The sequence below is a fragment of the Janthinobacterium sp. LPB2021202312-11-4 genome (assembly GCF_037049705.1).
Lineage (GTDB): Bacteria > Pseudomonadota > Gammaproteobacteria > Pseudomonadales > Pseudomonadaceae > Aquipseudomonas.
The window spans coordinates 33,217-46,672 of the sequence record NZ_JBAGKV010000009.1; the positions used below are offsets into that span (position 1 = coordinate 33,217).

Below are 13,456 nucleotides of genomic sequence, written 5' to 3' on the forward strand. Positions count from 1 at the left end.
AGGAGCGAGGCTTGCCCGCGAAGAACGATAACGCGGTCTAACTGGCGGTCACTCGCATCCGCCGTGCCCGCAGCCCCGCCATCAACGACGGCCCCAACGCCACCAGCGCCGAGCCCAGCACCACCAATATTGCCCCGCCATAACCCAGACCGTTGATGGTCTCGGCATGCACGTACTCTGGCCACCACAACGCCGCCAGCGCCACAGCCACAAAGGTCACTAACGGTGTAATCGCCAGCGTCGCGCTGACCCGCGAAGCCTCCCAATGCGCCAATGCTTCAGCAAACGCGCCATAGGCGATCAATGTGTTCAAGCAGCACGCCAGCAGCAGCCAGCCTTGCAGCGGGCTCAGGTTCAGCGCTTCCAGCGGATGCACCCACGGCGTCAGCAACATCGCGCAGAACAGGTAGATCACCATCATCACCTGCAACGAATTCCACACCGTCAGCAATTGCTTCTGCCCCAGCGCATAAAAGGTCCAGACCGTGGATGCGGCCAACACCATCAATACGCCAGCGGTGTAATCCGTCAGGGACGTGAGTAATTCGGCCAGGCGCTGATTGAAAAACAGCCCGAAACCGATCAGCAACACCAACAGGCCAATCCCCTGCCCCACGCTGAATTTTTCCTTGAACACAAACAGACTGGCGATCAGCAACATGATCGGGCCCATTTGCACCACCAGTTGCGCGGTGCCGGGGCTGAGCAGGTTCAGGCCCATCAAATACAGCACGTAATTGCCCACCAGACCGAGTACCGCCATCAGCACCAGCCAGCCGCCCTTGGGGCCGAGCACCTTGCGGCTCGGCAGGCGTTTAGTCGCCGCCAGATACAGGAACAGGCAACCGCCGGACACCATCAAGCGAAACCAGGTCACCGTCACCGGGTCCATCACCAGCAGCACTTGCTTGAGCTTGATCGGCAGGATGCCCCACAGCAATGCGGTCAGCAGCGCCAGGAACAGCCCGTAAACCCAGCGACCGGATGAAATATGCATGCTGCCCCCAACGCCACGTGGCAAGAAACGCCATTCTAGGCTCAGCCGTCAGCGGCACACAGAGACAGTTGTGCGCTGGCCGCAAATGAAACTGTGCAGGTCGCAACGCCAAATTGACGACGTGCCGTCGATCAGGTCGCCAGGCGCCGTAACGACTTCACGCATAAGCTGATTGGACCCGCAGACAGGACCTACGCTCAGGAGATCGCCATGTACGGCATGCGCGCCCAGGACAACGCCCCCGCCACGCACTTTCGCAGTGACCGGATGTGTCGCGTCAATGGGCAGTTTTATTTCAGCACTCGGGAAAACACCCTCGAAGGGCCGTATGAGAACCCCGAAGCGGCGGCGCGGGAGATACAGGCGTATATCGAGCGGATGCAGCTTCAGAGCAAAAACCGGTAGACCGAGTGGCCCCCATTCGCGGGCAAGCCTCGCTCCTACAGAAGATCAAATTCCCCTGTAGGAGCGAGGCTTGCCCGCGAAAGCAATCTAACCGTCGCTACAAATCTGCGGTTTAACGCACCGCCTCAAACAACCCCGTCGCCCCCATCCCGCCACCCACGCACATGGTCACCACGCCATAACGCAGATTGCGCCGCTGCAATTCCCGCACGAGATGCCCGACCTGACGCGAACCGGTCATGCCGAACGGGTGGCCGATGGAAATCGAACCGCCGTTGACGTTGTATTTCGCGTTGTCGATTTCCAGTCGATTACGGCTGTACAGGCACTGGGACGCGAACGCTTCGTTGAGTTCCCACAGGTCGATGTCGGCAATCTGCAAACCCTTGGCCTTGAGCAACTTGGGCACCGAGAACACCGGGCCGATGCCCATTTCATCCGGCGCGCAACCGGCCACGGTGAAGCCACGGAAAAAGGCCTTGGGCTTCAATCCCAATTCCAGGGCTTTTTCCAGGCTCATCACCAGGGTCATGGACGCCCCGTCCGACAGTTGCGACGAGTTACCGGCCGTCACCGAACCGTCCTCGGCAAACACCGGTTTCAAACCGGCGAGGCTTTGCAGGGTGGTGTCCGGGCGGTTGCAGTCGTCGTGTTCGACGATGCCGTCGAGGATCTGCACCTGGCCGGTGGCCTTGTCTTCGACCCGGTACTTGACCGCCATCGGCACGATTTCATCATTGAACAACCCGGCGGCCTGAGCCTGGGCCGTGCGTTGCTGGCTCTGCAACGCGTACAGGTCCTGCTCTTCGCGGCTGACGTTGTAGCGTCGGGCAACAATTTCGGCGGTCTGGCCCATCGGGAAATAGATGCCCGGCACCTGCTCCTTGAGCAGCGGGTTGATCAGGTTATCGGTGTTGACGCTTTTCATCGTCAAGCTGATCGACTCGACGCCACCGGCGACGATGATGTCGCTGCAACCCGAGGCAATCTGGTTGGCGGCAATTGCAATGGCTTGCAGGCCCGAGGAGCAGAAACGGTTGAGGGTCATGCCGGCGGTGCCGATGCCCAGTTGCGACAACACCGCCACGTTGCGCCCGATGTTGTAACCCTGGGCGCCTTCGTTGGAGCCGGCGCCGACGATGCAATCCTCGACACTGGCCGGGTCGATGTCGTTGCGCGCAAGCAGCGCATTGACGCAATGGGCCGCCATGTCGTCCGGACGGGTCTGGTTGAACTTGCCGCGAAAGGATTTGGCCAGGCCGGTCCGCACGCTGTCGACGATCACCACTTCACGCATGGCATACCTCATTGTTGTTGTCGGTTGAGAGTGGACCGAGCATAAGTCCACCCCATTACCGACCGCGACAATCATTCACCTCGCGTATGCGCAACCATCGGCCTACTTCTTGTGCTTCCTGGCCTTTTTGTCGGCCTTTTCGAAAGCCTCTTCCAGCGCGTGGTTGATCGTGCGCAAGACTTTAACCCGCGCCCAGCGCTTGTCATTGGCTTCCACCAGGGTCCAGGGCGAGATCTCGGTGCTGGTGCGATCGACCATGTCGCCGACCGCCGCACGGTAGGCGTCCCACTTGTCGCGGTTGCGCCAGTCGTCTTCGGTGATTTTGAAACGCTTGAACGGAATCTCCTCCCGGGCCTGGAAACGTTCCAGTTGCGTCTGTTTGTCGATGGCCAGCCAGAACTTGACCACGATGACGTGCGAATCGGCAATCTGCTCCTCGAAATCGTTGATCTCGCTGTAGGCCCGCAGCCAATCCGCTGGCGGGCAGAAACCTTCGATCCGCTCCACCAGGACCCGGCCATACCAGGAGCGGTCGAACACAGTGAACTTGCCCTTGGCCGGCAGGTGTCGCCAGAAGCGCCACAGGTACGGTTGCGCCCGCTCTTCCTCGGTGGGCGCGGCAATCGGCACGATGTTGTATTGGCGCGGATCGAGCGCCGCCGCGACCCGACGGATCGCCCCGCCCTTGCCCGCCGCATCATTGCCTTCGAACACCGCCACCAAGGCGTGCTGGCGCATGCGTTTGTCGCGCATCAGGCCGGAGAACCGCGCCTGCTCGGTAATCAGTTGTTCTTCGTAATCGTCTTTTTCCAGGCGCTGGGTCAAGTCCAGGCTGTCGAGTACGTTCAATTGATCGACATGGATGGGCAGCGGCGCTTCATTAACCTTGTCGGGGTGGACCTTGGGCCGCTTCAGCGCATTTTGCAGGCCTTCAAGCAAAATCTTGCCCACCACCAAACTGCGGTAATGCGGGTCCACGCCTTCGATCACATGCCAAGGGGCATAGTCGCGACTGGTGCGACGCAACACACGCTCGCCGTACTTGACGAACTTGTCGTAGGTTTCCGATTGTTGCCAGTCCAGCGGGCTGATGCGCCAACTGTGCAACGGGTCATCGGCGAGTGCCTTGAGCCGCGCCTTCATTTGCTGCTTGGACAGATGGAACCAGAACTTGAAGATCAGCGCGCCTTCGTCACAGAGCATTTTCTCCAGGCGTTCAGACTGATTGATCGCCTGGTCCAATACCGCGTTCTTGAAATTGCCATGGACCCGTCCTTGCAGCATCTGGCTGTACCAGTTGCCAAAGAAAATCCCCATGCGGCCCTTGGCCGGCAGCATCCGCCAGTAACGCCAGGCCGGTGGCCGCGCCAGTTCTTCGTCGGTCTGCTGGTCGAAGGTACGGACCTCGATCAGGCGCGGGTCCATCCACTCATTGAGCAACTTGACCGTCTCGCCCTTGCCGGCGCCTTCGATGCCATTGATCAAGATGATCACCGGAAAACGTTTTTGCTGCTGAAGCTCGAACTGCGCTTCAAGCAAGGCTTCACGCAGGGCCGGCACTTCGGCGTCGTAGGTTTCTTTGTCGATGGCGTGACCGATTTCGGCAGATTCGAACATGGGCGGCTCCCTTCCAAGATTGAGCAAGACTAGCGGATTGACCTCTCCTGTGGGGGGAGAAACTCAAAGATCAAAAGATCGCAGCCTTCGGCAGCTCCTACGGGTGTACGTCGATCCGTTGCAGGAGCTGCCGACGGCTGCGATCTTTCCGGGGCGACGCATTTTCCCTGTCCTGCCTGTATCAGGACTTGCCATGGATCAAGCATGCTCCTGTCGATCAGATAGAATGCCCGCCTTGCCGTTGCCGAGCCTGCCATGAAGCCTGAAATGCCCAACGCCCAGCTCGACTGGGACGACCAGGGACGCCCGCATTCGCGGGTGTTCGATGATGTGTATTTTTCCGACCAGTCAGGGCTGGATGAAACCCGCTACGTGTTCATCGAGCAAAACTGTCTGAAGGAACGCTTCGCCGCGTTGCCCGCCGACGGTTGTCTGGTGATTGGCGAGACCGGTTTCGGCACCGGGTTGAATTTCCTCTGCGCCTGGCAACTGTTCGAAGAGCAAGCGGTGGCCGGTGCGCGTTTGCATTTTGTCAGCGTGGAAAAGTACCCGCTGACCGCCCCGGACCTGAAACGGGCGCTGGCGTTGTGGCCGCAGCTCACACCGTTCGCCGATCAACTGCTGGCCCAGTACGTGGCGATCCATCAAGGCTTTCAACGGCTGGTGCTGGATAACGGCCGGGTCACTCTGACCTTGCTGATCGGCGATGCGCTGGAACAGTTGCCGCAACTGGATGCGCAAGTCGATGCCTGGTTTCTCGACGGTTTTGCCCCGGCGAAAAACCCCGACATGTGGACCGCCGAGCTGTTTGCCGAACTGGCACGCCTGGCCGCGCCCGATGCCACCATCAGCACCTTTACCAGCACCGGTTGGGTCCGTCGGTTGCTCAACGCGGCCGGCTTCAAGATGAAGCGCACGCCGGGGATCGGACACAAATGGGAAATCCTGCGGGGCGTGTTTGTTGGCTGGCCCACCGAAGTCGCCGCGCCTGTCGCCGCTAAACCCTGGTTTGCCCGCCCGCCCGTGCACACAGGCGAACGCCGCGCCCTGGTGATCGGCGCCGGACTGGCCGGTTGTGCCACTGCCGCCAGCCTCGCCGCCCGGGGTTGGCAGGTCAGTTTGCTGGAACGTCACGCCGAGATCGCCCAGGAAGCCTCGGGCAATCCGCAAGGCGTGCTGTACCTCAAGCTCTCGGCCCACGGCACCGCGTTGTCGCAATTGATTGTCAGCGGATTCGGCCATACCCGACGCGTGCTTGAACACCTGCATCGCGGCGTCGACTGGGACGGTTGCGGCGTGCTGCAACTGGCGTTCAATGCCAAGGAAGCCGAACGCCAGGCGCAACTGGCGGCGGCGTTTCCTGCCGATCTGCTGCACCGGCTGGATCAATCGCAAGCCCAGACTCGGGCCGGCATCGCGCTGGCCCATGGCGGTTTGTTTTACCCCGAGGGTGGCTGGGTGCATCCTCCGGCACTGTGCCAATGGCAAGCCGCGCAACCGAATGTTCAACTGCTGCCCCATCGCGATGTGCTGCAACTCAGCAAAGTCGATGACCAGTGGCAAGCCTGGGACGGCGACACGCTGCTCGCCAGTGCTCCAGTCGTGGTGCTGGCCGGTGCGGCCGAGATCAAGCGTTTTGCCCCCAGCGCCGACCTGCCGCTCAAGCGCATTCGCGGGCAAATCACCCGGTTGGCGCAAACCACCGAGAGCCAGAGCCTGGCCACGGTGGTCTGCGCCGAAGGCTACGTGGCGCCGGCACGCCTGGGCGAACACACCCTGGGCGCCAGCTTCGATTTCAACAGCGATGACCTGACCCCGACCACCGCCGAGCACCTAGGCAACCTGCAACTGCTGGAGGAAATCTCCAGCGATCTGGTCGCCCGCCTGCACGCCGAACAACTGGACCCGGAACAACTCCAGGGCCGCGCGGCGTTCCGTTGCACCAGCCCGGACTACCTGCCCATCGTCGGGCCATTGGCCGACGGCCCGACGTTCAACCTGGCTTACTCAGCCCTGAGCAAGGACGCCCGACAAGTGCCGGACATCCCGTGCCCATGGCTCGACGGTTTGTACGTCAACAGCGGGCACGGCTCACGGGGCTTGATCACCGCCCCGCTGTCCGGCGAACTGCTGGCCGCCTGGCTGGACAACGAACCGTTGCCCTTGCCCCGCAGCGTGGCCGAAGCCTGCCATCCCAACCGCTTTGCCCTGCGCCGATTGATTCGCGGGGCCTGATCCCCTCACTGCTCCGGCAGGACACACATCCCCAGGTCCGCCAATTTCATGATGTCCTGGGTCAAGCTCTCCAACAGGCTATTTTCGGCGGTGGCCTGTTCGCCCCTGATGGCATCGAGTTGCTGGCGGTAATCGGCGTCGGTCAGGCTGTCGGCCTGATCGAATACCTTCTGAAGACGGACCTGGAGCGGTGCGGTGGCCTTGTTAAAACGGCTGGGGTAATTGCGTTTCAGATAGTCCGTCCAGAACGGTCGCTGCACCAGAAACCTGAGCAGCGCCGATGACAGCTCGGCGGTTTTGACCTTGTTCAGGGCCGCGCTCAGATCGGCATCCGTCACCCCGCTCAGGCTGGCATAACGCATATGCCGGGGCTGGCCCGGAAGTTCGAAGGCCTCGGCCAGTCCGGTTCGATAGGCCAGGCTGACTTCCAATGGATCTGCCGTGGGGTGGCTGGTGATGTGCGTCTGGGCAATCTGATCCAATTGATCGAGGCGAAACAGCCCTTTACCTAATTTCAGGAGCGGCGTCGCCGTGAACTGCGCCGAACTCGACGGGTTCATCACGCGATCAATCTCGACCGCCACTTCCATGTTGCTGAAGTTCAATGCCGCCGAGTCGGTGCAGTTGATCGGGTTGGCCGCGAGGTCAAAGAGCTGATCGCGCAGCGAAGCATTGCCTTCGCAGGCGCTCAGCACCGACCAGACTCTTTGGGTCATGTCTTCGCGCACGTATTCGCTGTCGGCGGTATTGCCCAATTCGGCCAGCAAGTGGAACAGGCCGTCGGAGCCGGGGTCATCCTTGAGTGCGGTCCAGAGAGCGCCACGCCGGCTATACGTGACCCTGACTTCCTCCGGCAACCAGAGCTTTTTGGCTTCTTGCTCGTTCAACCGGGCTATGTCGTCCTCCAGGTAGCCCATGCCCACGCCAACGCTGTCCCGATACGCCTTGAGCTTGACCCGACTGGCGGTGTTCAGCGGATTGGTGCGCAGGTTAATGGTCTCGCTGAACCGTCGCGGGACCGTGAACAGCCACTCGGGCAGGACCGCGATTTCATTGTTGCGCAGATCGACGCGATCCAGGTTGGGCAAGCGTTGCAGGCCTTTGGGCAGCTCCGTGGCGCGGGTATCGCGCAGGGCAAGAAAGCGCAGGTCGAACATCTTGCTGACGTCCGGCGTGGCACCCAGCGGGTTTTTGCTCAGGTTAAGGCTCTGCAGCGCGCGCATCGCCGTCAGTTTCACCAAAGTATGTTCGGTCAGCACCAGCCGATTGTCTGCCAGGCTCAAACCTTTGAGCCTGGGCATCAACGTCAATGCTTCAGGCAGTAACGTCAGTTGATTGCTGTCCAGCTCCAGCGTCTCAAGCGCTTTGAAGTGCTTGATGAAATAGGCCAGATCATTGCCCTGGGCCATGTTCTTCAACGACAGACGCCGGACGTGGCTGAAATCAATCTCCGCCGGCAATATCGGGAGCTTGCCGACGCGCATGCCATCCAGATTCATCCCCACCCTGCTGATGCCTCGCTCGTCACGCATCACAACCAGACGCCGCCAACTGTCCTCAATGGCATCGGCCACTTGTCGACGGCTTTGTCGGTACTCGCGCAGATCGCCCGGCAACTTGCGCATTTCAGCGTCATCGTTGCTCCAGGTTTTGAGTAGCCCGCGCAACGTTTCCAGTTGTCGCTGGCGCTGTCGCACCGCCGTGGCCCGGGACAAGTGATCCGTGCCCAAACCATCGAGCAGCGTATTGATCTCTTTGTCGGTCATCAGCGGGTAGAGCTTTCGGGTTTTGCGCACCAGGGCCGAGGCATGGGGCGACGAAGGCTGCGCCGGGTCGGCCTGGAGGCAGGAGACAGACGCATCGGTTTCGGCCAGCGGCTTGCCCGCCAATACACGCGCGGCGACCGCGCGCTCCTGCGTGGCGCGGGCCAGCAACTGGTCGCGTAAACCCCAGGCGTGCTCCGGAAAATGATCTCCCAGGCCCATGGCCGTGCGCTGGGCAGGTGGAATAGCGCGCAGGATGGCTTCGTAGAGCGCATTCGGCCCCTTGGTGGCCTTGGCCAGTGACTTTGCATCGGCATCGAAGGCTTGATAACCGGCCGAGGATTTGACCAGGGTGCGTTTTAAGGCACTGTCCTTCGGCCCGATGCTTTGCAGCAATGGGCCGGTGACAGAATCCTCACGCACTTCAAGCCACAACTTGCTGTCCCAGCCACGCAAGTGTTCGAGCAAGTAAACAGCCAGCTTGTTGGTGTCGCCACTGGCGATGTCCGGCAGGTAAAAGCCGCTGATGGCTTTGTCCAGTTGCACCTGCGCCAAGGCTTCGCGGGCCTTTTGCGCCAGCCCCAGGGGCACGCGTTTCGTCGCCCGCAGGCGCAAGCGCTCAACGCTGCCGAGCTGATCGATCAGCTCCTGCGCGATGCCGACGGGCAGTTGGGCAAAGTCCTGCCTGAGCACCTCCACATCACTCACGCGGCTGGTGTCGTGGGCTTCATACAAACGATCGAACAGCGGCAACCGATCCTGCTTCAACGAGGCGGCCAGTTTTTTCGCCAAGGCATCGGCTTGGGTTTCGGTGCCGGTTTTCGTACCGATCAAGGTCTGCAGCTCACTCTGGTGCAAACCGGCCACCACCTTCTGGAACAGCATGCCCTGGGCCAGCTCCGCTTCAGAGACATCGACGGCGACGTCTTCGTCAGCCACGAGTGCGTTTTGTGGATACACCGCCGTGGTGTTCCTTTGCCCATCGCGCAGCCTGATGTAACGCCCGCTCGGCCAGCCTTTGAGCGATGGCAGCGCGTGCAGGTGTTCTGGTGCATGGACGGCACTGCCGGGGGCGCCGTCCGCAAGGGCGGCGATGCAGTCGCTGATGCGTCGCTCCAGGCGAAAACGCTCGATGGCGTCCTTCAATCGGGCGCCCGGTACCCGGCTCTCCTCATGCAACTGATGCAACTCGGAGATCGAGGTGCCGGTGACCGTGCGAATCTGCTCCACCCGAGTGTCGTCCAGCGCGGCCAGGCGCGTGTCCAGGCGCTTGAGCGCATAACTGCCCTCGCGCCATTGCGACGGTTGTTCGGATGACAGCCGCCAGCCGCCCTCGCCGTTGTGTTCCAGCGATGGCGCAAATGCATCGACCTGCGAAGGATGCCGAACCCTCCACTTTTTCAAGACCGCGTCGTAGTAAATCCGATAGGCGCCGTTGTCGATCCGGATGTGTGATTGCCCACCGATCTGATAAATCCCTTGAGCATCGACAGCCTGCCCACGCAACGTACTCAGGGGCTGCCTGTAGGGCTGGAGGTCAGACTTCCAGAGCCGGGCCTTGCCGCTGGGGTTGGTCATTGATTCGAATTGGCTGAAAAACTCAGGATGTTCGCGCACGGTTTTCTTGATCAGCGAACCCACCACTTTGCCGCCAACGGCGAAGGCCCCCATCAGGGCCAGGTTTTGCGCGATGCTGAGCACATGGGACAGCGCCTCTTGTTTGTCACCGTGCTGCCAGTCCTCGACGCCGTCGTACACCTCGGCCAGCAGCATCCCGACGGTCACGCCCATCATCAACTGCCCAAGCACCGGGACAAAAAACGCCGCGACATTGGCCACCGTCAAACCCAGCTCCAGCAGGTTCTCCACACGCTTCTTGCGCACCTCTTCATCCACGTCCGCCGTCGGCACGACCAATTCACGGGCATCGAGCTGCAGCTTGCCCAAGGAACTCTGAATCATGAATTGAAACAGCGGCACGGTAATCGGCAAGGCCTTGAACGTGTCGAGGTTTTCGCTGGCGGCGGCGGACGTAAAAAACACCAGTTTGCTGTCTTCGTCGATGCCGTGGGCGAAGTAATCCTTGTAGCTTTTCACCTTCAATTTCAGGCTCAGATACCGTTTGAATTCGACAAACGTGCTGTATTCGTAAAGCGGCCGCCCAGGTTCGTTGGGCATGTAAACCACGCACCATTCGGTCGGGTAGGTCTCGACCGAACGCTTGGAAAAAATCACCACGCCCCACACGCAGGTGGCAAACAACTCAATGCCCTGGATGATCAGCGGCTCGCCGCCATGGCGGATGTTCTGAATGCCGGCCTCGGTGCCCATCCCGCTGTGGGCATCCAGCGTCAGCAGGGTTTTGTAGGCGTCCTCGGTGATGTGTTTTTTCATGAACGCCAGGTGCGCATCCACCCGTAGCTTCCTGACCTTGAGTCCGTTGAGGTCGTTGACCCGACTGGCCGAGCCTGGCGGAAGATTGAACACCTCGTTGATATGCGCCTGATAGCGCTTGCCCAGATCGAGTTCACGACAGAGCGTGGCAAACGCTTCCGGCGTGAGATCCGGCAAACCTTTTGTGGTCGAGGCGATGTGCACCGTGCTGGTGGCTGGAAAACCGTCCGCCTCGGTTTCATCCACCGTGAAGTTTTGCATCGCCGCTTCCAGCAGATTGCGCCGGATCGACGGGATTGTTTCAACACCTTCGGTCCCTGTCGGAGTGCCTTCGCAGCCACAGTCGAAGCCCGGCAGCACCAGCGCGTCGTGGTGCACATCGAACGCCACCGACCACTTTTTCGTCAGGGCCGCCGACAGGTGCGTCGCGCAAAAGCGCTCCGGCGATTGCAGCTTTTGCATCAGCGTTTCGACGCTTTGCTGATCACTCAGCAGCGCTCGCAGGTCCGTGTCCAATGCCGCGAGGACCGTCGGGGAAGCCTTGAGCAACCAGGCCGGCAGGCTCTTGCGCAAGGTCTCGGCGGTGTCCAGATCCCCGGTGGCTTCGAGCAGCGCCGCGAGCGTTTCGGTGTCACTCAATGGCCGGCGAACCGGGGTCGGTGTATCCGTGGTCAGCATCAGCAACATCCTTATTGCGAGTCATGAGCCCTTAACCTATCGACTCGGCCCCCGGAAGAAAAACGCGAATACTGGCGCGGTTCAGCGCTGTTTTAAGCAGTAATTTCCATGCTTCATCTATTTATTTACCACCTCGCGCCCCTGCCGTTGTGCCTGTCGCTCGCAACACCCCGAACCCGCTACTTATAACCGATCGATCTAAAACTCCCGCCAACCCGCCGGGTCAGTTTCAGAGTACCCGCTGTTTTGGCGCGGTATCGAACACCCCTCCCCAACGGAAAAACCGGTAAGGACTTTATGTGCGGATTAGCTGGCGAGTTACGCTTTGACCAACAACCTGCGGACCTCGCGGCCGTTGAACGAATCACCCATCACCTGGCCCCGCGTGGCCCGGATGCGTGGGGCTTTCACGCCCAAGGGCCGATTGCCCTGGGCCATCGTCGCCTGAAAATCATGGACCTGTCGGACGGCTCGGCGCAGCCGATGATCGACAACCAACTGGGCTTGTCCCTGGCCTTCAACGGCGCGATCTACAACTTCCCGGAACTGCGCACCGAGCTTGAAAGCCTCGGTTATGCCTTCTATTCCGGCGGCGACACCGAAGTGCTGCTCAAGGGCTATCACGCCTGGGGCGAAGCGCTGCTGCCCAAACTCAACGGCATGTTTGCTTTCGCGATCTGGGAGCGCGACGCCAAACGCCTGTTCATCGCCCGCGACCGTCTCGGCGTGAAGCCGCTGTACCTGTCGCGCACTGGTCAACGCCTGCGCTTCGCCTCGGCCCTGCCGGCGCTGCTCAAGGGCGGCGATATCAGCCCGATGCTCGACCCGGTGGCGCTGAACCATTACCTGAACTTTCACGCGGTGGTCCCGGCCCCGCGCACCTTGATTGCCGGCATCGAAAAGCTGCCGCCCGCGACTTGGATGCGCATCGAAGCCGATGGCACCACTGAGCAGAAAACCTGGTGGACCCTGCCCTACGGTCCCCACGCCGATGAGATGAACCTGACTCTGGAAGACTGGCGCGACCGCGTGCTCGACAGCACCCGTGACGCGGTAGCGATCCGCCAACGTGCGGCGGTGGACGTCGGTGTGCTGCTTTCGGGCGGTGTCGATTCAAGCCTGCTGGTTGGCCTGTTGCGTGAAGTCGGCGTGGAGAATCTCTCGACTTTTTCCATCGGTTTCCAGGACGCCGGCGGCGAGCGCGGCGACGAGTTCCAGTATTCGGACCTGATCGCCAAGCATTACGGCACCCGGCACCATCAATTGCGCATTCAGGAAAGCGAGATCATCGAGCAACTGCCTGCGGCGTTCCGCGCCATGAGCGAGCCGATGGTCAGCCATGACTGCATTGCTTTCTATCTGTTGTCCCGGGAAGTGGCCAAGCATTGCAAGGTGGTACAGAGCGGCCAGGGCGCGGACGAGTTGTTCGCCGGTTATCACTGGTACCCGCAAGTGGACGGCGCGGCCGATCCGTACGCGGCGTATCGAGAGGCGTTTTTCGACCGCAGTTACGAAGACTACGCCGCCACCGTGCAGCCGAAATGGCTGACGGCGAATGACGCCGCCGGCGACTTCGTGAAGGAACATTTCGCACAACCCGGCGCCGATGCGGCGGTGGACAAAGCCCTGCGTCTGGACAGCACGATTATGTTGGTGGACGACCCGGTCAAACGCGTCGACAACATGACCATGGCCTGGGGCCTGGAAGCACGCACGCCGTTCCTCGATTATCGGCTGGTGGAGTTGTCGGCCCGGGTGCCGGGCAAATTCAAACTGCCGGATGGCGGCAAGCAGGTCTTGAAAGAAGCAGCGCGGCTGGTCATTCCCAGCGAAGTAATCGACCGCAAGAAAGGCTATTTCCCGGTGCCCGGCCTCAAGCATTTGCAGGGAGATACGCTGAATTGGGTGCGCGAACTGCTGCTCGATCCCAGCCAGGATCGCGGCCTGTTCAACCCGGCCATGCTCGACCGTCTGCTGACCGACCCGCAAGGTCAACTCACGCCGTTGCGCGGCTCCAAGCTGTGGCAATTGGCGGCCCTGAACCTGTGGCTCAGTGAACAAGGAATCTGA

At 61.1% G+C, this 13,456-nt stretch carries 7 protein-coding genes; 3 read left to right on the top strand and 4 right to left on the bottom strand.

The window, feature by feature from the left end:
* Positions 1-37: 37 nt before the first annotated feature.
* Positions 38-997 carry a DMT family transporter gene (locus V5E99_RS11910; protein WP_499802609.1) on the bottom strand — a complete coding sequence of 320 codons (960 nt, stop codon included), beginning with the start codon at positions 995-997 and terminating at the stop codon, positions 38-40.
* Positions 998-1,207: 210 nt separating this feature from the next.
* Between V5E99_RS11910 and V5E99_RS11915 the strand changes: the two genes are divergently transcribed.
* Positions 1,208-1,402, top strand: a complete 195-nt coding sequence (locus V5E99_RS11915) for a DUF6316 family protein (protein ID WP_499802610.1) — start codon at positions 1,208-1,210, stop codon at positions 1,400-1,402.
* Between the two features lie 112 nt (positions 1,403-1,514).
* Here the strand turns inward: V5E99_RS11915 and V5E99_RS11920 are convergent, their stop codons facing one another.
* Positions 1,515-2,699, bottom strand: a complete 1,185-nt coding sequence (locus tag V5E99_RS11920; RefSeq protein WP_499802611.1) for a thiolase family protein — start codon at positions 2,697-2,699, stop codon at positions 1,515-1,517.
* Between the two features lie 102 nt (positions 2,700-2,801).
* Positions 2,802-4,316 carry a polyphosphate:AMP phosphotransferase gene (gene pap, locus V5E99_RS11925; RefSeq protein WP_499802612.1) on the bottom strand — a complete coding sequence of 505 codons (1,515 nt, stop codon included), beginning with the start codon at positions 4,314-4,316 and terminating at the stop codon, positions 2,802-2,804.
* A gap of 255 nt (positions 4,317-4,571) precedes the next feature.
* On the opposite strand from pap, the gene mnmC reads away from it, so the two are divergent.
* The gene (mnmC, locus tag V5E99_RS11930) at positions 4,572-6,551 is read left to right on the top strand and encodes a bifunctional tRNA (5-methylaminomethyl-2-thiouridine)(34)-methyltransferase MnmC2/FAD-dependent 5-carboxymethylaminomethyl-2-thiouridine(34) oxidoreductase MnmC1 (RefSeq protein WP_499802613.1); all 1,980 of its coding nucleotides are present in this window, start codon (positions 4,572-4,574) and stop codon (positions 6,549-6,551) included.
* Positions 6,552-6,556: 5 nt separating this feature from the next.
* Here mnmC and V5E99_RS11935 read toward each other — a convergent pair whose 3' ends face one another.
* Positions 6,557-11,386 carry an NEL-type E3 ubiquitin ligase domain-containing protein gene (locus tag V5E99_RS11935; RefSeq protein WP_499802614.1) on the bottom strand — a complete coding sequence of 1,610 codons (4,830 nt, stop codon included), beginning with the start codon at positions 11,384-11,386 and terminating at the stop codon, positions 6,557-6,559.
* Positions 11,387-11,683: 297 nt separating this feature from the next.
* Here V5E99_RS11935 and V5E99_RS11940 point away from each other — a divergent pair, with 297 nt between their 5' ends.
* Positions 11,684-13,456, top strand: a complete 1,773-nt coding sequence (locus V5E99_RS11940; RefSeq protein WP_499802615.1) for an N-acetylglutaminylglutamine amidotransferase — start codon at positions 11,684-11,686, stop codon at positions 13,454-13,456.

What these genes read in the sequence shown, in the direction of transcription:
- V5E99_RS11910 (WP_499802609.1), bottom strand. Translation starts at nt 997, where the DNA reads ATGCATATTTCATCCGGTCGCTGGGTTTACGGGCTGTTCCTGGCGCTG.
- V5E99_RS11915 (WP_499802610.1), top strand. Translation starts at nt 1,208, where the DNA reads ATGTACGGCATGCGCGCCCAGGACAACGCCCCCGCCACGCACTTTCGC.
- V5E99_RS11920 (WP_499802611.1), bottom strand. Translation starts at nt 2,699, where the DNA reads ATGCGTGAAGTGGTGATCGTCGACAGCGTGCGGACCGGCCTGGCCAAA.
- pap (WP_499802612.1), bottom strand. Translation starts at nt 4,316, where the DNA reads ATGTTCGAATCTGCCGAAATCGGTCACGCCATCGACAAAGAAACCTAC.
- mnmC (WP_499802613.1), top strand. Translation starts at nt 4,572, where the DNA reads ATGAAGCCTGAAATGCCCAACGCCCAGCTCGACTGGGACGACCAGGGA.
- V5E99_RS11935 (WP_499802614.1), bottom strand. Translation starts at nt 11,386, where the DNA reads ATGCTGACCACGGATACACCGACCCCGGTTCGCCGGCCATTGAGTGAC.
- V5E99_RS11940 (WP_499802615.1), top strand. Translation starts at nt 11,684, where the DNA reads ATGTGCGGATTAGCTGGCGAGTTACGCTTTGACCAACAACCTGCGGAC.